Annotated in this window: 27 protein-coding genes and 2 pseudogenes; 16 read left to right on the forward strand and 13 right to left on the reverse strand. The window is 45.6% G+C overall.

Features of this window, described 5'->3' with window-relative positions:
• Together QT974_RS04190 and QT974_RS04195 are read left to right on the forward strand one after the other, a co-directional pair.
• On the forward strand, positions 1–649 hold a 649-nt coding region (locus tag QT974_RS04190; protein WP_442933147.1), incomplete at its 5' end, for a calcium-binding protein.
• A gap of 52 nt (positions 650–701) precedes the next feature.
• Positions 702–1,250: a GUN4 domain-containing protein gene (locus QT974_RS04195; protein WP_333467265.1), complete on the forward strand. Its 549-nt coding sequence runs from the start codon at positions 702–704 to the stop codon at positions 1,248–1,250.
• 245 nt (positions 1,251–1,495) lie between these two features.
• Here QT974_RS04195 and QT974_RS04200 read toward each other — a convergent pair whose 3' ends face one another.
• Complete coding sequence (locus QT974_RS04200; protein ID WP_333467266.1) at positions 1,496–3,562, reverse strand: serine/threonine-protein kinase; 2,067 nt, start codon at positions 3,560–3,562, stop codon at positions 1,496–1,498.
• A gap of 714 nt (positions 3,563–4,276) precedes the next feature.
• The gene (gene cax / locus QT974_RS04205) at positions 4,277–5,398 is read right to left on the reverse strand and encodes a calcium/proton exchanger (protein ID WP_333467267.1); all 1,122 of its coding nucleotides are present in this window, start codon (positions 5,396–5,398) and stop codon (positions 4,277–4,279) included.
• A 512-nt stretch (positions 5,399–5,910) separates the two neighbouring features.
• Between cax and nuoB the strand changes: the two genes are divergently transcribed.
• On the forward strand, positions 5,911–6,618 hold the full coding sequence (gene nuoB, locus QT974_RS04210; RefSeq protein WP_333467289.1) for an NADH-quinone oxidoreductase subunit NuoB: 708 nt from the start codon (positions 5,911–5,913) through the stop codon (positions 6,616–6,618).
• A 173-nt stretch (positions 6,619–6,791) separates the two neighbouring features.
• On the opposite strand, the gene QT974_RS04215 is transcribed toward nuoB, so the two are convergent.
• Both QT974_RS04215 and QT974_RS04220 read right to left on the reverse strand, forming a co-directional pair.
• Positions 6,792–9,479: a ParA family protein gene (locus QT974_RS04215; protein WP_333467268.1), complete on the reverse strand. Its 2,688-nt coding sequence runs from the start codon at positions 9,477–9,479 to the stop codon at positions 6,792–6,794.
• Between the two features lie 10 nt (positions 9,480–9,489).
• Positions 9,490–9,924, reverse strand: coding sequence for a hypothetical protein (locus QT974_RS04220; RefSeq protein ID WP_333467269.1), 435 nt, complete (start codon positions 9,922–9,924; stop codon positions 9,490–9,492).
• 241 nt (positions 9,925–10,165) lie between these two features.
• On the opposite strand from QT974_RS04220, the gene QT974_RS04225 reads away from it, so the two are divergent.
• From QT974_RS04225 to QT974_RS04240, 5 genes and pseudogenes are all read left to right on the forward strand, one after another.
• Positions 10,166–10,453 carry an antibiotic biosynthesis monooxygenase family protein gene (locus tag QT974_RS04225; protein ID WP_333467270.1) on the forward strand — a complete coding sequence of 96 codons (288 nt, stop codon included), beginning with the start codon at positions 10,166–10,168 and terminating at the stop codon, positions 10,451–10,453.
• 146 nt (positions 10,454–10,599) lie between these two features.
• Positions 10,600–11,016, forward strand: a complete 417-nt coding sequence (locus tag QT974_RS04230; protein WP_333467271.1) for a VOC family protein — start codon at positions 10,600–10,602, stop codon at positions 11,014–11,016.
• A 95-nt stretch (positions 11,017–11,111) separates the two neighbouring features.
• Positions 11,112–11,207: pseudogene (locus QT974_RS34715) on the forward strand (zinc ribbon domain-containing protein); the annotation flags it as partial.
• A 305-nt stretch (positions 11,208–11,512) separates the two neighbouring features.
• Positions 11,513–11,743 carry a hypothetical protein gene (locus tag QT974_RS04235; RefSeq protein ID WP_333467272.1) on the forward strand — a complete coding sequence of 77 codons (231 nt, stop codon included), beginning with the start codon at positions 11,513–11,515 and terminating at the stop codon, positions 11,741–11,743.
• An 18-nt stretch (positions 11,744–11,761) separates the two neighbouring features.
• Positions 11,762–12,067 (forward strand): annotated as a pseudogene (locus QT974_RS04240) (ester cyclase); the annotation flags it as partial.
• Positions 12,068–12,366: 299 nt separating this feature from the next.
• Here QT974_RS04240 and QT974_RS04245 read toward each other — a convergent pair.
• The gene (locus QT974_RS04245; RefSeq protein WP_333467273.1) at positions 12,367–12,666 is read right to left on the reverse strand and encodes a hypothetical protein; all 300 of its coding nucleotides are present in this window, start codon (positions 12,664–12,666) and stop codon (positions 12,367–12,369) included.
• A gap of 103 nt (positions 12,667–12,769) precedes the next feature.
• On the opposite strand from QT974_RS04245, the gene QT974_RS04250 reads away from it, so the two are divergent.
• Positions 12,770–15,550, forward strand: coding sequence for a DUF3536 domain-containing protein (locus QT974_RS04250; protein WP_333467274.1), 2,781 nt, complete (start codon positions 12,770–12,772; stop codon positions 15,548–15,550).
• On the opposite strand, the gene QT974_RS04255 is transcribed toward QT974_RS04250, so the two are convergent.
• Entirely contained in the window at positions 15,547–15,777 is a 231-nt protein-coding gene (locus QT974_RS04255) for a hypothetical protein (protein WP_333467275.1), read from the reverse strand. The two genes, QT974_RS04250 and QT974_RS04255, sit on opposite strands and share 4 nt — an antisense overlap.
• A 47-nt stretch (positions 15,778–15,824) precedes the next feature.
• On the opposite strand from QT974_RS04255, the gene QT974_RS04260 reads away from it, so the two are divergent.
• Positions 15,825–16,049, forward strand: coding sequence for a ferredoxin-thioredoxin reductase variable chain (locus QT974_RS04260; protein ID WP_333467276.1), 225 nt, complete (start codon positions 15,825–15,827; stop codon positions 16,047–16,049).
• Positions 16,050–16,434: 385 nt separating this feature from the next.
• Here the strand turns inward: QT974_RS04260 and QT974_RS04265 are convergent, their stop codons facing one another.
• The 4 genes from QT974_RS04265 to QT974_RS04280 form a co-directional block, all read right to left on the reverse strand.
• Positions 16,435–16,668, reverse strand: a complete 234-nt coding sequence (locus tag QT974_RS04265; RefSeq protein WP_333467277.1) for a hypothetical protein — start codon at positions 16,666–16,668, stop codon at positions 16,435–16,437.
• Between the two features lie 284 nt (positions 16,669–16,952).
• Positions 16,953–17,747: a YdcF family protein gene (locus QT974_RS04270; protein WP_333467278.1), complete on the reverse strand. Its 795-nt coding sequence runs from the start codon at positions 17,745–17,747 to the stop codon at positions 16,953–16,955.
• Between the two features lie 498 nt (positions 17,748–18,245).
• Complete coding sequence (locus QT974_RS04275; RefSeq protein WP_333467279.1) at positions 18,246–18,569, reverse strand: hypothetical protein; 324 nt, start codon at positions 18,567–18,569, stop codon at positions 18,246–18,248.
• An 87-nt stretch (positions 18,570–18,656) separates the two neighbouring features.
• A complete protein-coding gene (locus QT974_RS04280) occupies positions 18,657–20,216 on the reverse strand; it encodes a bifunctional aminoglycoside phosphotransferase/ATP-binding protein (protein ID WP_333467280.1) in 1,560 nt (519 codons plus the stop codon).
• 185 nt (positions 20,217–20,401) lie between these two features.
• On the opposite strand from QT974_RS04280, the gene QT974_RS04285 reads away from it, so the two are divergent.
• The 4 genes from QT974_RS04285 (at position 20,402) to QT974_RS04300 (ending at position 22,768) form a co-directional block, all read left to right on the forward strand.
• Positions 20,402–21,418: an adenosine kinase gene (locus QT974_RS04285; RefSeq protein ID WP_333467281.1), complete on the forward strand. Its 1,017-nt coding sequence runs from the start codon at positions 20,402–20,404 to the stop codon at positions 21,416–21,418.
• A gap of 158 nt (positions 21,419–21,576) precedes the next feature.
• On the forward strand, positions 21,577–21,915 hold the full coding sequence (locus QT974_RS04290; RefSeq protein ID WP_333467282.1) for a hypothetical protein: 339 nt from the start codon (positions 21,577–21,579) through the stop codon (positions 21,913–21,915).
• Between the two features lie 25 nt (positions 21,916–21,940).
• Entirely contained in the window at positions 21,941–22,414 is a 474-nt protein-coding gene (locus tag QT974_RS04295) for a hypothetical protein (protein WP_333467283.1), read from the forward strand.
• 102 nt (positions 22,415–22,516) lie between these two features.
• A complete protein-coding gene (locus QT974_RS04300) occupies positions 22,517–22,768 on the forward strand; it encodes a DUF2281 domain-containing protein (RefSeq protein WP_333467284.1) in 252 nt (83 codons plus the stop codon).
• Positions 22,769–22,857: 89 nt separating this feature from the next.
• Here QT974_RS04300 and QT974_RS04305 read toward each other — a convergent pair whose 3' ends face one another.
• Together QT974_RS04305 and QT974_RS04310 are read right to left on the reverse strand one after the other, a co-directional pair.
• Entirely contained in the window at positions 22,858–23,130 is a 273-nt protein-coding gene (locus QT974_RS04305; RefSeq protein ID WP_333244661.1) for a type II toxin-antitoxin system RelE family toxin, read from the reverse strand.
• Positions 23,127–23,330 carry a hypothetical protein gene (locus tag QT974_RS04310; RefSeq protein ID WP_333467285.1) on the reverse strand — a complete coding sequence of 68 codons (204 nt, stop codon included), beginning with the start codon at positions 23,328–23,330 and terminating at the stop codon, positions 23,127–23,129. The genes QT974_RS04305 and QT974_RS04310 overlap by 4 nt, the downstream gene beginning before the upstream one ends.
• A gap of 135 nt (positions 23,331–23,465) precedes the next feature.
• On the opposite strand from QT974_RS04310, the gene QT974_RS04315 reads away from it, so the two are divergent.
• Together QT974_RS04315 and QT974_RS04320 are read left to right on the forward strand one after the other, a co-directional pair.
• Positions 23,466–23,786 carry a DUF433 domain-containing protein gene (locus QT974_RS04315; RefSeq protein ID WP_333467286.1) on the forward strand — a complete coding sequence of 107 codons (321 nt, stop codon included), beginning with the start codon at positions 23,466–23,468 and terminating at the stop codon, positions 23,784–23,786.
• Entirely contained in the window at positions 23,779–23,901 is a 123-nt protein-coding gene (locus QT974_RS04320) for a hypothetical protein (RefSeq protein ID WP_333467287.1), read from the forward strand. The genes QT974_RS04315 and QT974_RS04320 overlap by 8 nt, the downstream gene beginning before the upstream one ends.
• On the opposite strand, the gene QT974_RS04325 is transcribed toward QT974_RS04320, so the two are convergent.
• Complete coding sequence (locus QT974_RS04325) at positions 23,876–24,172, reverse strand: hypothetical protein (protein ID WP_333467288.1); 297 nt, start codon at positions 24,170–24,172, stop codon at positions 23,876–23,878. The two genes, QT974_RS04320 and QT974_RS04325, sit on opposite strands and share 26 nt — an antisense overlap.
• Between the last annotated feature and the right edge of the window lie 64 nt (positions 24,173–24,236).

A 24,236-nucleotide genomic window follows, 5' to 3' on the forward strand; every position in this document is an offset into this window, starting at 1 on the left:
TAGCTTCGACATCTTTGTGCGGGACTTGTCAACCAATACCACTACCCGCCTCTCTGTTGACTCAACAGGCAATCAGGGGATTGGCAACTCCTTCTCTCCCTCCATCTCCGCCGACGGACAGAAAGTGGCGTTTGAATCTTTTGCCGCCAACCTCGTGCCGGGAGACACTAACAAGGCCAAAGACGTATTCGTTGTTGACTTAACCAACACTCCAGGTGTCATCAATAACTCTCCCAACCCCATCAACGGCACTCCCGGCAACGACAACCTGACTGGCACTCCCGGCAACGATATCATCAATGGTTTGCGGGGTAACGATATCCTCAATGGCGGTGGCGGCAGCGACAACCTCTCCGGCGGCAAAGGTTTTGACACCCTCAACGGCGGTTTAGGCAATGATAATCTGGTCGGTGGCGCGGGAAATGATGTATTTGTTTTAGGTGCGGGCTTGGGAGTTGATACCATCTCTGATTTCGCCAACGGTCAAGATACCTTTCAACTAATCAATGGTTTGACCTTCGGACAGCTATCAATTTCTCCTGGAACTAACGGCACATTAATTAGAGTGGCCAGCACCAATGAAGTTTTAGCTGCTTTGACAGGCGTTGCTCCCAATCTCATCGGCATTGAAGATTTTGTCTCAGTCTAGAGATGGTAAACTGGTCATTTATTAAATCACTTTTACTCACAGGAACATAATCATGAAACTTCGCCAACAATTCCTCGCATTAATCGGCACATTTATGGCAGTTTTGCTACCAACTTTTGCCGCTAATTCTCAAGAAAGCAACAGCGAATTTAGCAAACTTCAATCCTTATTAGAAGCCAAAAAATGGTACGAAGCAGATCAAGAAACAGTCTCTCTGATCCGCAACAACTCGGCTAATCTATCTTGTCCGAACCTTCGCACGATCGATCGCCTGTGGGTGCAATCCAGCAACGGGAAATATGGATTGACTCCGCAATTAGAGCTTTGGCGGCAAGTGGGCGGTTCTAGTTGTCGCACTTGTGAAGGTCAAATTCAAGAATTTAGCCAAAAAGTAGGCTGGAACATGAGTTCGCAAGTCAGTCCGATACCAGGGGAGTTTCCAGCCCAGTATCCAACAGTTGCTTCATTGAGTTGGCAAAGTTATGTTGATAGCGATAAAAGCGTCACTAGGTACAGTCTTTTTGCTGGCGGGCAAACATGGCAAGCGTGGAGAGTTACAGAATTTAACCTGTTTTCTACTTTCGCCAATTGTGGCAAGTAGCATCATGTCCGGTTAAACACTTGTCATTAATCGATGGGCTGATGACTAATAATTATCAAAATTCAGGGGTTTAAAATCCGCGCTTTCAGGGCGTCAGGTTTTTAGGGTGGGGTGTAAATCCCCATCCTAAAAACCTCACTGTCAACTGTAAGGTGCGTCGCTACTATATGGTAGATTCAGGTTTGTGATGGTTGGTGGCGACGCACCCTACAACTGTCAACTGTCAACTGTCAACTGTCAACTGACTATGGCATTCGCCAAATCTTAATAGTACGATCGGGACTGCCGCTCACCAAAGTCTTGCTATCTCTGCCAACAGCCACAGAATTCACAAACTGACTGTGACCAGAAAGAGTGTTTCTTTCTTTCCCCGTCTTCAAATCCCACACTATAATATCTCCGCCCCCGCTGATCAAAATGCGGCTGTCGGGGCTAAAAGCGATCGTCCTCACCCAACTCGAATGACCTTTAAAAGTGCGAGTTCGCTTCCCGTCTTGCACGTTCGACAAACGGATCGTATTGTCGCTGCTAGCACTAGCCACAACTTGCCCGTTCGGGCTAAAAGCCACAGCATTAACCGCGCCCCCGTGACCTGTGATAATTCTTCTGACTTCTGCGGTGTCGAGATTCCACAAACGCACACTCTTGTCCTCGCTCCCGCTAGCGAGAGTTTGACCGTCGCGGCTCAAGGCGATCGAGTTTACTCCTCCAGTGTGCCCGCTCAAAGTCAGCAACCTGCTACCGGTTCTGACATTCCACACGCGAACAGTTTTGTCATCGCTGCCGCTAGCCAGGGTTTGACCGTCGCTGCTAAAAGCGATCGCATTGACGGGCGCTTTGTGAGCAGCAATTGTCCGCACCCGCCGCCCGGTCTTCAAATCCCACAAAATCACATTATTGTCGCCGCCGCCGCTAGCCAAAATCGAGCTGTCCGGGCTTACCGCCAGCGTGTTGACCGATTTTTTAGAATGCACCGGATTGAGAGTCCGCACCAGCAGTCCCGTCCTGAGATTCCAAATTCTGATCGTCCCAAAGCTTGCACTCACCAAGGTTTGACCGTCTGACGACAGGGCGATCGCATTTACGCTACCGACATTATCTAAACTTCTTTCCAAAAACTGACTGCTAGGCAAACTAGAAAGCAGCCACACCGGGTTTGCTGGAAACACTCCGTAACGCATCGAACCATAAATTTGAGAGGCACCAATACCCAGCATCACAGCAGCAGTACCAGCCAGCAACTTCTTTTTCCAATCAAAAACCTGTTTCCCGGCCTTGTTCAAGCTAGGAGAATCCAGAGGTCTGAGGCGGTTCATCGAGTTCTGCTTCGTCGCCCCAGCCCCCCCGGAAGTTCCGCGAAGTTTAGTTTGCCCCGTCGTGGGTGGCAAATGAGTCGGCAGTTGAGTTTCCCCGCCGTCTAGATTAATTTCCTCCAAGCACTGCAAAACCATCTGCGGACTTTGAGGTCGATTTCCCGGAAAAGGCGCCATCAGGTAATCGATCACATTAGCCAAGGGGTCGGAAACCTGAGGTGCTCCTTTGCGCCACATTAATCTACCCGTGCGCGGGTTCTCGGGAAACGCCGTCGGCGGTTTCCCTGTTAGCAAATAAACAAAAGTTCGCCCCAGAGCAAAAAAATCAGACTGCGGAACAGCCTTTCCATTAGTTTGTTCGGGTGGCGTATAGCCAGGGGAAACAATGCCAGTGACATTTTGCCCCTGACCTACCTTAGCGAAATAAGTTGCCGACACTTCCCGAGCCGTTCCGAAGTCAATCAGCACTAACTGCCCGTTCGGCTTGCACATAATATTGTGCGGCTTGATATCCCGATGAAAATAGTTGAGTCTGTGAACTTGGTCTAAAATTTCCGACAGTTGTTTGAGCCAGTTCAGAGCTTGTTCTTGACTGATCGGGCGGCCCCGATGTTTCAGCCAATCTTGCAAATTTGCCCCAGCAATTTTCTCCATCACCAAACAGTGAAAAGACTCTGTGCTGTGGGCTGGCGTAAATGTAAAATAACCGTCGCGATCGACTTTGGGAATACCTGGATGTCTGAGCCTGACCAATACGTCGGCTTCTTGCTTAAACAGTTCTACAGCTTTGGGATGTTCTTTGAGGAGGACTTTGAGCACTCTTCGGGCGCCGTTGTCGTCCACTTCAAATGTTCTGCCAAAGCCGCCGCCGCCCAGAGGCGCGACTAGCCGATATCGACCTTGCAACAAAAGTTCAGACCCGCAGTGGATACACGCGGATTTACCAGAGTTGGCTGGATCGGAGGGATTCGGGCATTTGGGATTGAGGCAATAACTCACGAAGCCACATAACCCTGATTGAGGTTGCTCTATCAAGTTTTACTTTGGCACTCTCAGCACTCTTGGTAACTGAGATTCTTGCTTGGGCGAAGTCACTTACTTGCGGCTGGATTACTCCAGGTCAAGTAAAGGTGTCTTTTCCTCAAGCGTAAATTCCGGTATGCCCTACCGTACTCGATCGATCGTCTCGATCTACTGAGGTTTTTGTGAAAAACCGAGTTTTCCCAGACGGCAACACCTATCGGTGCGACTGCGTACTCAACAATCTTGTTAAGTTTTTACGCTTTCTAGTTATACCTTATTTTCAACCTACCACGATCGTATCACACCCAGTACAAGACTGATGAGCACTCTTGATTTAAATCCTTCGCGTCGCTAATGTCAAGCGGACTAAACTCTAGCTGGTTTTCTGCATCCGGTGTTTTTATGTAACCTGTGGAGCTGCGAGCGATCGGGGCCTGGGCAAATAATTCACCAAAAAATCAAAATTAATCCTTCGCACGCAGCCACAGGGAGATTGTACGATCGCCCCGACAATTACCGAAGGAAGAAGCAACAGAGCAGGAGAGAGGGGAAGAGTGCGAGGGGGAGAGTGCGTCAGGGAACAATCTGCCGAAAGCCTTTTCCTTATGACTGATGACTCTTGCTTCTGACTGTCAACTGTCAACTGTCAACTGTCAACTGTCAACTGTCAACTCTTGCTTCTCTAGCCTTTTAAACCAGTCCCTCGATGACTGGATGGAAGAAAAACGCCAGCGCCAAAACCGCATAAGCAGCCAACAGCAAAGTACCTTCCAGCCAGTTAGACTTGCCATCAGAACTGATAGAATTCGCGATCAGCACCGACACCGCAACTGCTACAAGTTCAAACGGGTTGAAGTTTAAGTCCATCGGTTTGCCCAGAAAATAACCGGCCAAAACCAACACCGGGGCAACAAACAAAGCAATTTGCAAACTCGAACCTACGGCCACAGAAACCGACAAATCCATTTTATTTTTCATCGCCACCGTCACCGCAGTCGTGTGTTCGGCCGCATTGCCAATAATCGGCACTAAAATCACGCCGGTAAACAGGGAAGTCAGCCCCAAACGCGCCGTCGCTTCTTCTAGAGTACCAACCAGCAGTTCTGACTCGATCGCTACCATCACCGTACAAGCCAAAAGTACCCCAATCCACAACGGCAGATTTACCTTATGGTCAGGACTATCTGATGCTAAGTTATTTTCGGCTAATTCTTCGAGCATTTCATTTTCTGCCACTCCTACGTCATACAGATAACTGTGGGTTTTCATCGAAAACAGCAGTGTTAGCACGTAGACGATAATCAGAACTACAGCAACAGCGCTAGAGAGGTTCTGCATAGTTTCTGGAGCAATACCTGTAGAGGTGACATCAACTGCTGTCGGCACCAAAATAGCAATCACGGCTAAGTTCATCGCTGAAGCGTTCAACCGGGCGACTGTTGACTGAAATTCTTGTTCTTTGTAGCGCAAGCCACCCAGCAACATCGCAAATCCCATCACCAGCAGCAGGTTGCTCATAATCGAACCGGTGATGCTAGCTTTGACAACATCTATCAATCCGGCATTGAGGGCGACGATGCCGATAATCAATTCCGTGGCATTTCCGAAGGTAGCGTTCAGCAAACCCCCCAAGTTGGCACCGAGGACAACGGCGATTTCTTCGGTGGCCGTGCCCATCCACGCTGCTAAAGGGATGATGGCTAGGGCTGATGTAATGAATATGGTGGAGGATTCCCAGCCGAGAAAGTGTCCGGCGATAGAAACTGGGATAAATAACAGCAGGCTGGAAATTATGTTAGTTGTGTTTAGCATTTAGATTCTGAAAAGCTCCCAACCGTCAATCATAGCCTGCCACCAAGTGTAGCAAAGGGGAGGGAGGAAGAAATTGGTGTTGGTTTAAGGCTATTGGCGATCGCACTTACTCACGTTTTTTGGTCAGAAGTTGGCAAAGATACTTAATAAAATTCAAAAGGTCGATCGATAATTTGAAATTTACCAGAAAGAATTGGTTGAAAGCCCGCCCGCCTTTTCGGGAGAAATTAAGATCGGACTATTCATTACTCCAATCCTCAAACTTAAGGGTAGAGGTCGCTCTCTGGGGGTCAACTGTCAACTGTCAACTGTCAACTGTCAACTGTTGAATCAGCCCATAACTAAGCTGCTATACAGATAAATTGCCTGTTCTGAAGATGAGAGACTGCGCGAGTATCAAGATATCTAACAGTTCGTGGCGGGAGCTAAAATGCGATGCCAGAATTATAGTGTTAACGAACAACCAACAGCTATATCGTTCCAGGAGTTTTGTCAACATGAATTCACCTGACATGACACGAGATATTGCTTCAGAAGATTTGTCGATCGCCAATCCGGCCGCTTATCCCGAAGTTACGCAGCAGCTATCGGAAAACGTAATTTTCACCACAGTCGATGACCTTTACAACTGGGCGAAAATGTCTAGCCTGTATCCGCTGATGTTTGGCACTGCTTGCTGCTTCATTGAGTTTAGCGCCATGCTCGCTTCCCGCTTCGATTTGGATCGATTAGGTGTATTTCCCCGGATGTCTCCCCGACAGGCAGATTTGATGATTACTGCCGGCACAATTACGATGAAGTACGCTCCGGTTTTGGTGCGCCTTTACGAACAAATGCCCGAACCCAAATACGTGATTGCTATGGGTGCTTGCACGATTACGGGCGGAATGTTTAGTGCAGATTCTCCTACAGCAGTGCGCGGTGTGGACAAGCTAATTCCGGTGGATGTTTATTTACCCGGATGTCCGCCGCGGCCCGAAGCAATCATGGATGCGATCGTCAAACTGCGCAAGAAAATTGCCAACGACAGCTTGCAAGAACAGCAAAAGACGGAACCAACCCACCGCTATTACACCCGCCCTCACCGGATGAACATTGTGCAGCTAATTCATGACGGAAAATACCTGGAAACCCATCAGGTGCCGCCTGAACTTGTCGCATCGGGATTGCCTGTTGTACGGGAGTTGGAATCGATTCGGGCGATCGAAGCTCGATCGTGATTGAAACCAACTAGCACAGAAGACTGCACCATTCCGCTTTTTTTGTCCTCCCTCAACTGAAATGAACACAATTTCACCAAGAGCCAGGTTGTTGGGGAGGATAGAAACATGGTGTCATTTAACCATGCTCGTTTAGGTATGGTAGATGAAGTGGCGATGAAATTCATAATTTGCTACTCCGTTCCTGTACGAATCATCTTGAAACCATACACATAAATATCAGGAAACCCATAACGGATTTCTTTCGGCCGCCATTTAGCCAGACCAATTTCAGTTAAAAAACTGGCAAATTCATCAAAGTCAGGATATATTTCCCGTACACTTTTCTGCCATGCGTTCTCAAGGTCTTGTCTGGTAGGTAAAGCTGGAACACCTTCTAGAGCTTCAAAAAATTGGCATAAGTCAGGATATTCTTGTTTAATGGCATCACAACGTTCCTCTGATGCTTTTTCTAAACCAATCTCCAGAGATGTTGGCCGCAGTAAACGATCGGTTGGAGCCTTCACAGATATTTGTCCTTTGTAAGTTAGCTCCTGCTCTTTTGCTCCATCAAGCAAGGCACTTAAGCTGCGGGGAAAAGCCGTGTTATTTGAGTCTGATAAACGTTCGTAAACCCATCTATAAACATATTTAGCTTTATCTCCGGTTCTTCGACGAATTCCCCACAATAAGTCTAGGGCGCGGTTTAAGGTTTCTTCATTAGCACTATCAATGTTTTCAACAGGCGAAGAACGATCGACTAAATTTTTAAATTCTGCAGATTGCATGGCTTGCCGAAGAGCTAATCGCAAGAAATCTACCCTTGTCCACTTCAAAAAAAGATCGCGTCCATTAAAGTGACTTTTATTGTCAAAATTTAAACGATTCCAAATGTCTTCTCGGATAAATATTTTAAAGCGAATTGATGTTAATCGACGCGCATCGCAAGCTTGAATAAGTTGAAACAAACCACTTAAAGCTTGCTGTCTCACTCCATCTTTTTCGGGGAAGTCTTCATCTAAATCATCATATAAAAGCCAAAGTGTTTGATTTTTATCCCGTTGCTGTTCGTTCAGAATGTCTAAGACATCCGACAAAACAAGTCTCAACTGCGAATCAGTTGATAATTGAATTAAGGCGAGCGTATGTTCGGACTGCCAGTTTTCTCCCGGCAGTCCCTTCAAAATGTTGCGTATACTTTCAAATTTAGATTTTTGACTCCCTTTATCTGGCAGTTTTAAATAACTTGCTTGATAAACTCGAAATATCAGGTAGGCTCGCCAAAATGCCTCCCAAGTTCCCTCATGATCTTTTAGACTTTGATTGATAATTTGAAATTCATTGCGTGTTGGGCGACTGTTCTGGAATCCACCATGACCGGAGAGGAAAAATACAGAATCTAGTCGATCGCGAGCTAGCTGTCTAGCCTTAGATTCATGCTGTAATAAAAGCAAGTAAAGTGCCGTCTTACCAGTTCCTTTTCGGCCTCTGATTAGGCAAGTTGTTTCATCTAAAAATTTTTCAAAATTAGCAGTTTTCTGAAATAAAGCGAGAAGGTTTGACTTAGGATCGGCAGCATTTAAAGCTGGAAATTGAAGACTTTCTATAATTTTCCAGCGTTGTTCGGTATCTGTTGCAGCTAGAATTTCCTGTGAGCGAATTTGATTAGTTTCTTCATCGATTAAGTTAGCAATTCGATTGTAGTAATCCAACAATCCTGTTACAGGATGACGATCTGCTAGAGCAATTGAGGGAAGGTAAGGTACTATTAATGGTTCTGCTATTTCAGATTGAGACTCATCTAAGTCATCACCATTTTCATTTAGTTCATCTCGATCTATTTCGCGCTCAATGACTTTGCGTAAAAGTCGCCAAATTTCTGTAACTTTAGCCGTCCCAGTATCACTGATATCAGGAACAGGTGAAAACACAAAATTAATTGACAGCTTGCCAAAAGAATTGAGTGATTTTAAAAGAAGATCAATTCCTTGCCGATTTTGTTCGTTGGGAAACAAAAATATAATTGCCTCGTCAGCAGCTTGGAGTAGAGATAAAGCACCCCATTCATTGATTCCAGTACGTGAATCCACCAAAATTACATCTGGTTTTAGGTGTTCTTGAATTTCACGACTAAAAATAGACCACAGGGTTTCACCATTATCCAGAATAGTAGTTGCTCGCAGATCGTCAACTTTAGCAATGTAGTCAAGACTTAAAGAACCAGCAGGAACAATAAAGAGTCTTCCTGTTGCATCAGGTATTGTAACTTCACCAAATATCTTAGTGATTAAAATATTGGGTTCTAACCCTTCAGGTAAATAAGAACGTTCATAAAAATAATCGACAATACCAAATTCAGGTAGTGGGTTTAAGCTAAAAGCTGTACTTAAACCAGGTGCTTCTAAATCTAAGTCAACAGCCACAACTTTTCGACCGCGCATAGCTAAAATCCAAGCCACATGGGTTAAAGCAGTTGTTCGCCCCACTCCTCCTTTAAAGGAATAGAATGTGATGGTTCGAGGAATGCGGGGCTCAGGTTGAGAAAGTTGAGATTGATTTTGCGGATTTGCAGCCCACAAAGCTAAATCTTGCCAAGTTTGCACTGAACTTCCATTTGTAAGCTGTGGTCGTGACAAATTCAGAGAAATTGCTTCGTCTATCGTATATAAAGAAATAAAACCTGGGGATATTTTAAATTTCTTAAGGATGCTATGCACTCGTTCCTTTCGACGCTCGAAACATAAGCCATTAAAGGTATTGCTCACAATCGTCAAATTCAGAAGTCCAGAAGTAGAAATATTGATGTCAGTCCATTCCTGCGGACTCTGAACATAACAGTCTGTCAGCTCCCGTTTAAGTGATATTTGCCAGGTTTCGTGCATTTCTGTATCCTCAAAGTGTATTAGCTTGCCTCTGTAGCCAACCTATGAGACTCTTATATGCAGACAGCCACTGCTTATAGTCTGGATCGTTAGGTTCACTACCAGAGTAGCGCATATCTATAAAATGTTGATTTTTAGGATTTTCAACTGTGACCAGCCATTTCATTACCTGTGGAAATTTCTGAATCCTATCATGCAGCTTATTATGCCTTCTCAAAGCATCTTGAAAGCTATGTCCAGGATTAGTAAGTGTATGACCAGGAGTGTTATAATCCGTTTTCCATTCTCGCTTGGCATTTTTGGGTAGGGAAGCGAATATCATTGATTTTAGCAGACATTCTATAGTCACACCAGCAAAGTGCATGGTCGCCACTTTTCTGGCAGAGGAACAAAGTATTTCGGTATCCTGATAGCGCTGTAAAAAAGCAGATTCGTAATCTTCCATTTTTTCCCGACGGTTTCCTAACAAATGATACTAGCATTAGGATACTATGTCAAGTATCAAATCAGTGTCCCTAAGCGTTCATCTCACTTTAGTAGATATGAAGAAGCGCAACAATACAGCGAATTAAAACAAAAATTCCCCAACAAATAGTATAATAGTCACGGGTACATAAACGGAAAAGATGGATTTATTAAAGCAATGGATATGAAGGCTGCCAAGTGGAGAGCATCTGATTAAACCTATGATATTGGAAGTTGCAATTCTTGATGTTAAACCTAATATGGCTGCTGACTTTGAAATTGCTTTCAAAACAGCTTCAGCTATTATATCTTCTAGGCCGGGGTATATCTCGCACGAGCTGCAACGCTGCATAGAAAACACAAATCGTTATATTTTGCTGGTGCGGTGGCAGAGTTTGGAAGACCATACTGTGGGATTTCGAGAATCGCCAGATTATCAAACGTGGCGTTCCTTATTGCATCATTTTTACGATCCATTTCCGACAGTCGAACATTATGAGGTTGTTTGATTATAATCGAAGGACTTCAGTCCGAACGATCAAACCTTTATTCGCAGTCGCTCGACCAGTTTGTAGTGCGGACTTCAGTCCGCTTTTTCAGAGGACTGAAGTCCGAACGATCAAACCCGATCGCAGGAAAAGAAGGAAAATAACAAATGATTGATATCGGTTTCACTCACATCGCACTCCCCGTTTCAGATATTGAGCAAAGTATTGAATTTTACTCCAAATATGCTGGAATGCAAGCCGTTCACCGCCGGATTGATGCAGCAGCAGGTGTTGCTGTCGTATGGCTTTCTGACGGCACTCGTCCTTTTGTAATTGTGCTAATTCAAACTGACTCTGTACATCCAGTTTTGTCTCCGCTGGCACACCTCGGGGTTGGTTGCAAGAGTCGGGAATATATGGATTCTCTCTGCGATCGCGCACGTCAAGAAGGTGTGCTGGTTGATGAACCAAAAGATTCTGGATATCCGATCGGCTATTGGGCTTTTTTGCGAGACCCGGACGGTCATACTCTGGAACTATCCTACGGGCAAGAAATTGGATTTACGGTGGAGAATGTTGGCTAGAAATAGGCTGTGGAGGGGCTTAACGGCACTTGCACAGCAGAGTGAGGGGGGACTAAAGGTACCGGGACAGCAGTCGCAGATAATATGAGTTTAGGCGACAAATTGAGTGTAAAGCACAGCGTTATGGTTCTAGTGTAGTTTTGGTAGCTCGGTGGTATCGATCGACTCAATTATGTTCTGCTTGCGACTAACAGCAGTCGATGTCTCTGAACGATCGAGTTTACAAGTGTTAGGCTTGTGGATTTAAAGCAGATAGAGACTTCACTGCTGCACTTAATTGAGAACAATATGCTCGGAAGGCTAAGCCGAGCTTTGGACACAGAGGGTTAATTGCGCCGTCGCTCCCGGTTGAAGCGTCAACTCGCTGTCGGGAATTGTCGGGGTTTTAGATAGCAATAGAAGATTTTATTCAAGGATTGGCAAAAGACCAAAATGTGACTCCGGAACAGGTAGAAAAAGAGTTCTTTGAAAAGATTCGCCCTTCATCGCCAGCGTTTTGCTGAGACTTTGCAGGTGGCTGCACTGGTTGGTGGTGTTTGTGGCCAGCCCAGTAGCATCTGCGATTAACAGGGCTGCTTTGCGAGTCCAAGGCGGTGTCGTGCGATCGCGCACGCTGAAATTACATCTGTGTGCGCGATCGATCGGTTACAATTTTGGTCAAAACGAAGCTGTCAATGTTAACCGCACAAAACAAAGCTACGGTTCTGGATTTCTACAAAGCATTTGACGATCGCCAGATGGAGCTTTAAAGCTGCTTGCTCCAAATTTTGTTGCTCATCTGGCTGGTGTTCCTGAGCCTTTAGATAGTGAAGGTTTCAAGCGATTTGGGATGGAGTTCTATCTTGCCTTTGCCAATGGGGAACACGCCTTTGATCGAGTGATTGTGGCAGGAGATAGAGTTGTCACTTGTGGGATATTTACAGCGACGCATCTGGGAGAGTTTCAGAGTCTGCCGCCGACTGGTAAACAAATCAAGCTGTCAATTATGCACATCGACCGCGTAGAAGACGGTAAAATTGTGGAGCATTGGAAGGCGATGCGCTGGGATTGATGCAGCAGCTAGGGATTGTTTTTCTGCCGGGGCCGAACTTGATTGGGGACATTTTGAAGGGTTTTGCATCCAGGCTGTTTCACAAGTCTGCCTCAAGCCGAGGTAAGACATGAAAATGCCTATGCAGGCGATCGCATCAAGGCTATCTGTTGGCTTCGATTAAGTTACTGGTTTCCGGTAAAGGGAACATTTCACAGAGAAAACTCAACAAAAGATTTTGGTTCGACACAACGCAGCAAAGCGGTGCAACAGACCCCCCTCAGCAAAAATTAGGGCTACTGAGGGGTTTCACCCTATTGTTAACTTTCAACAGCACAACCACCATCGATCGATCGCCAAAGATTAAATTTTTCCGGGGAAAAGTTGCTATTTAATGAAGAAGACTTTAAGATGCAGCAATGTAAATCAAAACTCTTAAGCAGTAGCCCTGCAAGCACTAACCTGAAATGGGTCGCAAGTGCCACAAAGCAGCAACAGCTAACTTTTATAACTCTTTCAACAGCAAAGCATTGGCAGAAAAACTCAGGGATGGACGGTTGATAGATTGCAAGGAATGCTTTGCTGGCAATACCACAAATGAATGAAAATTTTTCTGCCAAAATTTAGTACCTGCAGATGCCTAACTGAAACCCCTGCTGTGTAAGGTTTGAGTTCTAGATTAGGCTGGTTTTCTTGTATTTAACTAATTGAGGATTCGATCGCATGGTTTCGATTTCTAAAACTCAGTCCGAGGTACTCCCTGTATCTGCGCCAAGTGTAACGGCTGCAACCCAAAGCAGCACCGCTACCGCTACAGCAACGGGAGTGTGTATCACAGTTCACGGTCACTTTTACCAGCCGCCCCGGGAAAACCCTTACTTGGACGCGATCGAACGCCAAGGGAGCGCCTCTCCCTTCCACGACTGGAACGAACGCATTGACAACGAGTGCTACCGCCCGAACGCCTTTGCTCGCATACTCAACGATCGCGGTGAAGTCGCGGGGATCGTCAACAACTACGAATATCTCAGCTTTAACATCGGCCCGACCCTGATGAGCTGGCTGGAACGCTACGATCCGGAAGTTTACCAGCGGATTCTGGAAGCCGATCGCAAAAGCTGTCAGCGCCTCAACGGTCACGGTAACGCGATCGCCCAAGTGTACAATCACATCATCATGCCGCTGGCGAACGAGCGAGACAAATACACCCAAATTCGCTGGGGGATCGCAGATTTTCGCTCCAGATTCGATCGCCATCCCGAAGGAATGTGGCTCGCCGAAACCGCCGTAGACTACGCCACCCTGGAAGTTTTAGTCGAGTCCGGCATCCGCTTCATTGTCTTAGCCCCCTCACAAGCCGAACGCTGCCGCCCGCTAATCGGGCAAAACCAAGAAGACCAAGCAGAAACAGATGCCGAATGGCACGAAGTCGGCGGCGGCCAAATCGATCCGACTCGCCCCTACCGCTGCTATTTGAAGCCGGAAATGCGGTTGATGGCTGACCACCAACTTTCACCGCTGAGCAATTACCACTTCGGCCGCGGACAGGGCCAGCCTTCGCCAGCCCCAAATCCCAACACTCCCTACATCGATATCTTTTTCTACGACGGCCCGATCTCGCGAGATATGGGCTTCAACGACGTTCTCAGCAGCAGCAACCACTTGGCGGGGCGCTTGGGTCAAGCAGTGCGCGGAGACCACAGACCGGCTCAATTAATCTCCGTGGCCACAGATGGCGAAACTTTCGGCCACCACAAAAACAGTACGGAAAAATGTCTCGCCTACGCTTTCACAGAAGAGTTTCCCCGCCGCGGCTGGACTGTGACAAATTATGCTCATTATTTAGGTCAAAATCCCAGCACTTGGGAAGTGGAACTCAAACCGGTGACGGCTTGGAGTTGTTCTCACGGGGTCGATCGCTGGCAAGATGATTGTGGGTGCGGTGGCGGCGGCGGGTGGCATCTCCTGTGGCGCAAGCCTTTGCGCGATACTCTAAATTGGCTGCGCGATCGACTGGTTCCGATTTATGAGGAAGCGGGGCGCAAAGTGTTTCGCGATCCATGGAAAGCCAGAGATGAATATATTGATGTCATCCGCGATCGATCGCCCGCTAACGTTGACAAGTTCCTCGAACGCCATCAAGTGCGCGAACTCGACGCCGCCGAACAGGTAGACGCCCTGCGCCTGCTGGAAATGCAGCGCCACACTTTGTTAATGTTCACTAGCTGCGGCTGGTTTTTTGAAGAAGTTTCTCGCCCCGAAGGCGTGCAAATTTTGCGCTACGCAGCCCGGGCGCTGGAATTAGCCGGGGAAGTTGCTGGCGTGCACCTGGAAAAGGATTTTATCGCTCGACTGGCTCTGTTACCCAGCAACGTTGACTCTTTCAAAACGGGTGCAGAAGTTTACCGCCAACTGGTGACGACGGCCCAAGTCAGTCTCAAACAAGTAGCCGCCCACTACGCGATTAGTGCTCTATTTGCCAAATATCCCCGCGAACAGCGAGTTTACTGCTATCAGGCCGAACAGCAAGATTTCCAAATTCAGCGCATGGGTTCGATGACTCTGGCTGTAGGTCAATTGCAGTTAACCTCCGAAATTACGCGGGAAACAGAGGTGTTTGTGTTTGCTGCATTCCACCTTGGGGGCTGGGATTTCCACTGCTGCATTCAACCTTTCGGCAGCCGCCGGTCTTACACTATGCTCAAAGAGCGGTTGTTTGGAGTTCTGCAAGAAGCTTCGGCGGCCCACGCGATTCTGGAAATGGTGCGGTTGTTTGGGGATCAGTCCTTTAGCTTGCGCGATTTGTTCGCAGAAGAACGCCACCGCATCGTCCAGTTGCTGAGTCAGGAAAATTTGACTCGCTTGGATCAGCTTTACACTCAGGTTTACCGCGAAAATTACGGGGTGATGATGGCTTTCCACCGGGACGAGTTGCCGGTGCCGGTCGAGTTGCAGGTGGCTGCTGAGGTGGCTTTGGGACACCGCTGTTTGACGGCGGCGAAGGTGCTGGAACAGGAAACAGGAGACCCAGAGTCCCTGCTGGCTGACATTGAGGCGATCGCCACTGAAGCTGGCCACCTCCGCAGCCGCTTGAAGGTTCCCGAAGTTAAGCAAATTTTGGAACGGCTGGTTTGGCGATCGCTACACGCGCTGCTGGAAGCAGGATCGGGCGCGGATGAACGATCGCCCCTGGAGTTGGAAGCAGATATCCTCCACATCGAGCGTTTGATAGCTGTGGGATCTCGGCTGAGTCTGGGTTTGTGTTTGGACAAATCGCAAGAACTGTATTTCGATGCTATGTACAGTCAAATTGTGCCTCTGTGTTTGGGTTGGCTGCAACGGCAAGAGGTCTCGGCGGGGGAAAATAAGGTGGCTCCGGTTGCCTTGGATATTGCTAGCTCAGACGGCTGCTGGGAGTTGTCTTCGATCCGGCAGTTGCTGGAGTTGGGTCAAACTCTCGCCGTTGATGTTGAGTGTTGGTTGAACCAGTTAATCGCATTTTAGATTGGCGGTTGGCGATTGCAGAAGAGGAAATGACCTCGGCGCAAAGACGGTATCAAATGCCGATCGGGCGATCGGGATCGACTGAGGATCGATCGGTATTGAGGCTTCTGGGGATCGGGGCTGGCGATCGAACCACTGACAAACAACCGCCAATTTTCTTTGAGTTTTCGCTCTACTTCTGTGGGAAGATGAAAAGACTGTCCCCAAAGCCTACAAGTGTTCTGCACTTGCAGGCTTTGTAGAGTTTTGAAGAAAGAACACTAAATTTTAAGCTATGAAAATTGGCGATCGCGTTTGCGTTAAAAACTCTGTTGTTGTCTACCACCACCCGGAAAATCGCAGTCAACCATTTGAGATTAAGGGTCTGGAAGGAGAAGTTGTAGCGATCGTTCACGAATGGCACGGCAGACCTGTCAGTGCCAATTGGCCGGTGCTAGTTCAGTTTGACAAAAAATTTCGAGCTCACTTCAAAGAAGATGAAGTCGAATTGATATCTTAAGAAGTCTAGCACTCTCAAAAGTTGAGACCAGAACCCAAAAATAGTCTCATAGCATTTTAGATTTTAGATTGGGAACGATATCATGTCAGGTCGATAGACCGCAATAACATAGGTTTGTAGTGCGGACTTTAGTCCGCAGCATTATGCGTCGGGAGTGTCCGCACTACGAACTTTCATTGTGATAGCGATCGACCAGATACGATCTGACTGATCGGATAAGGGTTTGGAAATATCCTAAAGCTGCATTGCTTTTGGCAACTAATATCAAATCCGGTCACATAACTATCAAAGAGTTAGATCGTTCGGAATTCTGTTTTTTCTCATGCTTTTAGCCAGCGGCAGAACTCACATTCCGAACGATCGAACCATCTTTTTGGTTTAATGCTTAATTGTTCGATCGTCGGTGGCAGAACCAACCGAAGAGGTTGAAGTCTCCCTGCATTTTCTGCAATTCCTGCTGGTGCTGCTTAGCTGTAGCGTAGTACCACTGACAGTGACGTTTTAATTCTTGACGGTACTGAATTTCGCCGTAAAACTCACGAACAATTTGGTTTTGTTGGAAAATTTCGGCTGCTGCGGTCGATTCTGGGACAATGTTTTGCAACTCGTGAGGCAACATGATTGTTTGGGGGCGACTGTGGCAAATATTTGCTATAATGACTTTAAGCTAACACATTTATAGAAGAAAGAAGTCATCAGTCATTTTACCCGCTCGCGAAGTCAAACGGTAGTCATCAGTCATCAGTCATCAGCCATTAAGAAAAAGCAATTTTTCGCAGGGATTTCAACAATTAAGAACTTCTTAACCGTATATAAATGTTATACAGGTTCGCTCGTTCGGACTTGGGTTCTCGTCAAATGAGAGAGAACCAAAGTCCGAACAAGCGAACAATTTCTGAACAGTCAAACCCATCCGCGCAGGCGATACACGATTAAGCCGATGTATTCTTTCAAAGCTTTAGTGGACTGATGTAGATAATAGGTATCCGGTAATAAATCCAGCGCGAATGCTTGCGAGTTGTTCTGGGATGCTGCAATATCTTGCTGCGTTATCTGAAAATCTGTTGGTGCTGCAATAACTTTTATTCCCTGACGCTGAAAAATTAAACGCGATCGAGTCATGTGCATCGCCGATGTCACTAGCAAAACGGGCTTTTGTATGTTTTTAGCCTCTAAAATTTTTCGCACGTTGACGGCATTTTGATAAGTGTTGTGCGAATCTGGATCTTGCAGAATTGCTGATGCCGGTACGCCCATTGTTTGGGCAATTTCTGCCATATCTGCCGATTCGGGAGAGCCACCGCCTTTCCAGTCTACTCTACCGCCGCTGAGCACTAGCAGGGGAGCTTTGCCTTGACGGTAAAGTCGGGAAGCGTATATTATACGATCGCCAGCTTCCCCCAATTCTACCCAAGGGCGAGGCGCTAGGGCTGCTTTCACACCGCCACCCAAGACGATAATCGCTTCAGCTTGAGGGAGTTCGGCGGTTGGTAAATTTTGCCATTCGAGCGATCGAACTAACGATTTTGAAACCCAACCGCTACTTCCAAGCAGTAAAATAATTATAGCCGCAGCCATTGGCGCCGCCGCCCATTTGGGACGCTTCCAAAGCGTGATTAAAGCCGCTATCATTAACAAAAAACTCAATCCCAAAGGATAAATAAACAGCGGCAGAAGTTTAGACAGAAATACAAACATTCAGGAAATTAATTGGTAATTGGTAATTGGTAATATCGTTTCCGGTAGCATCGGAATTATATATTTGGATGGTATTAGTATCAATCAGTGCGAGCACTTCAAGAACTCGCGACCCAAATCGCGAGCTCTTAAGCTCGCACGCTCATAATTCCGATGCTACCGAATTTGATATAATTGGTCATTTGTACACTTATTGCCAATTTTTTATTAATACAAAAATCGCAGATTAAAGGCATATGAACGGATATAAACGCAGATTCTTTCAATATAATTAGTCATTCGTCATTCGTCAGCAATAATTGATAATTGCCAATTAGTAAGGGTTCGGTCGGCATTATTGCATATTTTTTATTCGTGTTCCTACTACTGACTAAATGACTAATGACTACAGAGATTTAAATCTTATTTTAGTCTATAAATTAAATTATTATAATTGAGTTTTGAATTTTATAATATTCAAATTAAAGCTCAAAACTCAATCATAAAAACAAATCGGTGCTAGCGACGATCCTCAGGCTCTGATAGCCAGTCAAAGAATGAAGTAGGCTGACGCCGGGAGGTTTTATATTTATGCCCGTCTACTTCCACTACTTCTTTATTGAGGATAGCCTCAGATTTTTTATCCTTGGAACCTGTATTGGGGTTGAGTAGTAGTTCGTTGTGCCACCAAGCGACCATTAAACCTGCCGCCACGCCGCCGATGACACCAAGGCCAATACTCACGGGCAGGGTACATCCTACTAAGCGAAACCCAACGGTAAACAACACAAACCAGATCAGCGCGGGGTTAAACCCCTTGGAGTCTCCATTAAATTTTGCCATAAGCTGCAAGTTGTTTTTGTAATAATACAGAAAGATATTGACAATATTAGCAGAGAAGTAAGATTCGCAAGGTATCTCGCACTGCAACTACTCCCCACAAATCAAGTTTAATTGTACCTGTAAGTCTTGCGCGGTATCTACAATCTTTACGGAAATTTGCTCGCTTTCTGTAAAAGGTTCTGCTTCTGCTTGCTGCGAGGTCAATAGTTCTGCTGTGGCGTCGGCAATATCGCCTGTGCGCTGTTGCAGCCGTTCTCGCAATACTGCCATCGGTGCGGTGCAGTAAACGATTTGCAGCGACAAGCCGTGGGATTGAGCCTGATTAATAGCATTGGTTCTCCAGTTTTGGCGATCGAACTTAGCATCTAAAATCACATCCCAACCTCGGTCAGCCAGCATTATCCCCAACTCTAACAATCTACCATAAGTCCGTGCCGTCATCTCATCCGAGTACAAATCTTGGCCGCCGCGTTCATTTAAAGGAATCCCGCCTAAATGTTTGCGAACAGCATCGGATCGAAGGTGAATCGCCCCAGTGCGATGAGCCAAATATCGAGCCACTGTACTCTTCCCAGAACCAGACAAACCAGACATCAAAGTTAACTTTCCGCGGCGCAGTTTTGTGTATTCCCAAGCTAATTTATAGTATTCAGAAGCTGTCTGCGAAATCTGTGCTTTTTGGGCAGTTGAAACCGAGGCATCGTCCAACATTAGCGAAGTTACTTTTGCTCTAACATAAGCTTGACGGCTCAAATACAGCGGCAGCAGTTGCAGTCCTTCCCAGTCGCCTGTTTGTTCGATGTAAGTATTCAGAAAAACATTGCCTAAATCTCTGCGCCCCCGCGATTCCAAATCCATGACTGTAAAAGCGACATCGTACATCACGTCAACAAACCGAAAAGGCTCGTTAAATTCAATGCAGTCAAACAGTAATATTTTATGTTGCCACAATGCTATATTCTGCAAGTGCAAGTCTCCGTGACACTCGCGAATTTTATTGTGGGCAATTCGCAGGTTAAACAAGTCTTGATTTTTTTCAAAAAACGCATCAGAATAATCTTTAGTTTCCTGATATTGACTCTGAGTCTGCGGCCCGCCGATATATTTTTGGGAAATCCGGTAATTGTTATCTATGGCTGTGCGAACCTGACTGACTTCGCCAAATGTGCGAATGTAGCTATTAGTAACTGTCCTGCTGTGAAAATTGGCAACTTCCCACCCCAAGTCTGCCATAATTTTCTCGGTCAACAGTCCGTGTTCCAACAAATTGAGCAACAGCGAATCTTGAGGAAACTGTCGCATTTTCAGCACGTATTCTACAACAAAATCAGCCGGAGTTAGAGCAGGTGAATTGCTACCGAGTTTAAACGCATCGCCAGTTTGAAGAATTGGCAAAACTTCCAGATAAATCTCTGGTGCTGTGCGTCGGTTCATTTCCAATTCTTGAGTGCAGAAATGCTGCCGTTTCTCCAATGTCGAATAGTCCAAAAAACCAAAATCGACTGGTTTCTTGATTTTGTAAGTATAATCTCCCGTCAGCAGGACAAAGGAAATGTGAGTCTGAATTAGCTGCACGGGTTCTGTCACCCCGTGCGGGTAAAACCCGGGCTGCAACATCTGCTGAATCAGAGGTGGGAGACAAGTCATATCGATTTTGGATTTTGGATTTTGGATTGGGGATTGGGGATTGGGGATTTTTAGATTGGGGATTAGGGATTTTTAGATTGGGGATTTAGATTTGGGGATTGAGGATTTAGATTTGGGGATTGAGGATGTTGACTTTAATCCGATTTATTATAGAGTTGATAGTTAGCGTAAACCAAAAAGTAGCAATGACTGAAAACAATCAAAAATCCGGTTCCGTGGATGTGTTTGGCGTGGGCAATGCCCTTGTAGACATCTTAGCATTAGTCGAAGATGATTTTGTTCTTAAGCACGGGCTGAATCGCGGCGGGATGACGCTGATGGATTCGGAAACCCAGGGGGGAATTTTGCACGATTTGGAACACAATTCTCTGCAAATGCGATCGGGGGGTTCTGCGGCCAATACGATGATTGGTTTGGCTCAGAGTGGCGGTAAAGGCTATTATTCGGGGAAGGTTGCTAAGGATACTAACGGCGAATTTTACCGCCAAGATTTGCTGGAGGCTGGGATTGATTTTAATGTGCATCCTGCTACTGAGTCGAATGGGCCCACGGGTACTTGTGTGGTGCTGACTACGCCGGATGCGGAACGCACGCTGTGTACTAATTTGGGGGTTTCTACTACTCTGGCGGCGACTGATATTGATGTCGATCGCCTGTCTCACTGCAAGTACAGTTATGTTGAGGGCTATCTTTGGGATGCTCCGGAGCCCAGAAAGGCTAGTATTGAGACGATGGAACAGTCTAAGCGTCTGGGTGTGAAGGTGGCTTTTACTTTTTCGGATGGCTTTTTGGTCGATCGATTTGCTGATGATTTCCACAAAGTAGTTTCGGAATATTGCGATGTAATTTTTTGCAATGCTGATGAAGTTAAGAGCTTTTTTAAGGAGGAGTCTCTGGAAGAGTGCGCTCGCAAGATGAGCGAGATTTCGGATTTGGCTTTTATCACGAATGGGGATAAAGGCTGCATGGTGGTGGAAAATAAACAGATTGTTGATGTGGCTGGATTTCCCGTAAAGGCGATCGATACTGTGGGTGCTGGCGATGCTTTTGCGGGCGGTGTTTTGTTTGGACTTACTAACGGTTTGAGTGCTGCAAAGGCGGCTCGTTGGGGCAATTATTTGGCTTCTATGGTAGTACAAATTCACGGGCCGCGGCTTGAGGGTTCTCAGGCTCATCTTTTGAGTCAGGTGATTTCTGGCTAGGAGCTGAAATGGGCGATCGCACTTTTTGTCGTAAAGGGCGATCGCCTGTGGAACTAAACCGATGATAATTGCTAAAATTAAATAGCTCTCAACATTACCAATTTTTAAAATTGCTAGTTTTAGGATAATATGATGCGAATAAATTAGCCTGACAAACAATGCCAGATCAAATCTTTAGAGGTCGAGGAGCCAAAGGATTTAATTGGGAACATATTATAGAACGTCACGCTCCTGAAGGCAGTGTTGCTCAACAGCGGTTAAGAGAAAATGCAGATTACATCATTGCCATTTTTGAAAATATGACAGAAAATCAGATTAAGGGGTGCGTGCAGCGAGCGTGGAAAAACCGAGAAAGAGTTGATACGCAAGAAGACTTGATAACGGAAGTAATCCGCGTCAAATACCGGGGTTCAGATATAGAAACAGGTTATACATTAGAGATGTGGCAAAATCAAAGTACAGGGATTGTAGAGACAGCTTATCCGATCGCAAAATAAACTTGTAAGGAAGTAGAGTTTGCTAATGAACATCAAAGTAGAGTTTGACGATAGCCTGCTTCCCAGATTTATCGAAGGAAGCAGTCCGCTGTTATTTGCAATAACTTGGGAGTACGATCTAGTCGAGTATCCGATGAAAAATTGGTCTGATTTTGGGTTAGTTGTTTTAGGCTGGTGGATTGCGATCGCACTTAAGTTTTTCAAAGGAGAGGATCGCGGCGAGTTTTTGTTTATGGACGGCCCTTACTCAGTGACAGCAAAGTACGATCGAGACACTGGCGAACTAGAACTATCACCAAAAGGATTGGATGTTATCTGGAAAGTGCAGTATATCGATTTTGTTAAAGCTTTGATTGATGCGGTGAAGCGAGTTGATGAGGAATTGCTAAAAAGAGGAATTGGAGAGAAAGAAAGGCGGGTTATTGAAAAATACTCTGCTATTTTGAAAGGTTGTTTAGTTGAACAGAAGATTGAGTTACCGAAAGCGGGGATTTCATAACAGGGCGATCGCACTTTTTGTTGTAAGGGCGATCGCCTGTGGAACTAAACCGATTATAATTGCTAAAATAAAGCTAAACAGCACTTTATCTATAATCAGATTATGACTGTTATTGAACAAATATATGCGATCGTCAAAACCCTTCCCGAAAACCAAGCTAGCGAAATTCTCACTTTCGCTGAGTTTATTCGTGCCAAGTACCTGAATGAGAACCAATCCACCGACACAGTAGATTCTTTAATTCCTTGGCAGGAACTGGTTTATTCCCTTGCTGGAACTTGGGCAGAAGACTTTTTTATTCGGGAAGAGATTCGTACTGAGTCGGGGGAAGACATCTTGCGGGAGAGCTTTTAGATGTATATTTTGGAGACAAACACATTAATCTACTACTTTAAAGGACAAGGACAAGTTGCCCAAAACCTTCTGTCAGAGTGAAAACAGCTTTATGGTGGAAAGTAGCGATAAATATCTTTCCGGTGAAGCACCCTGGCAAAAGTAACAGTTTCGCCATCAAAATAAAAACCTATTCGATAGTCGCCAACCCGAAGCCGATACGCATTATCATCACCTTTCAATTTTTTTAAGTTAACAATTGTCTGTAAATCATTACTATTTGGAATTTCCGCAAAAGCAAAATCCTTGATTTGCTGAAAAACAGGCGTACTTTTAAGAGCTTTTAAATCCTTTAAAAAACTGGGCAGATATTCGACTTTCATTCTGTTTCCAGTTCGGCAAGTGCTTGCTGTAAACTTAACGGCTTTTCATCTTTTACTTCGCCCATAGCCAATAGAAGTCCTCTATCTTCGATCGCTTCTAGGAAATACTGATAGTCGGTATAATCTAGAATAACTTGACTAATGTTGCCTTCGGCATCAAATATCAATTCTTTAGCCAGTGGATAGTCTTCTATTTTCATACACTTTTATGGTGAGATGAGTTGGAAGGGAATGATGTTTCTATTATAGCTGACAACCCTGGGCGATCGCCTTCGTCTGTTTTTGCTAAGATTAAATAGCTATAAACATTAGCAATTAGGAGACTTTCACGCTTTATGTCTAAGCAATCAGTCATCACAAAGCATATTGAAATTACACCGGGAGTGCTTGGTGGTAAACCACGCATTGCGGGTCATCGAATTTCTGTAGCACAAATTGCAGAGATGTATCTGAAGATGGGAGAGTCAATAGAAGAAATCGCTAGGGACTATAATTTGTTGCCTGCTTCGGTTCATGCAGCCATGACTTACTATTACGAGCATCGAGAAGAAATTGACCGCCGCACTGCTGAATCAGATGCTTTTGTCGAAGAGTTGAAGCGTCAGAGTCCACCTTCTCGTTTGCAGGAAAAGCTGAGGGAAATTAGAGGTGAGTGAACGCATCCGCTTTCATTTAGATGAAAATGTTAAATCTGCTGTGGCGCGAGAGTTGCGTCGGCACGGCATTGATGTTACAACAATTTTAGTCAATTTTGCAGAATGTATTGACTGATAATATTTTTGAGTTCTTGAGGAGATTCTTTAGCAATCGCCGCTCCTAAATCGGGACGTACAACCCACCACCAAACCAGTTGTTCTAAACGATCGGGAGAATCTTCATTAGGACACAATTCGATCGTACTTTCATTGACACTAATAATGTTAGCACAAAGGTCATTAGCAATGGTAACGCGATCGTCTAGTTTTTCAAACTGTATGATGTCTTGCCAGCTAATTTCATTGGGAATAGAATTGAGAATTGATTGGATATCTAGAGTCAGCATTAAACTGTTCCTCCGAAAGCTATAATAACTCTAATGCCAAAGTCTTGTTGTTCTGCAAAAGATT

Origin of the sequence: Microcoleus sp. BM001215392, from assembly GCF_036700185.1 — a bacterium.
In the GTDB taxonomy this organism is placed as follows: Bacteria; Cyanobacteriota; Cyanobacteriia; order Cyanobacteriales; family Microcoleaceae; genus Microcoleus.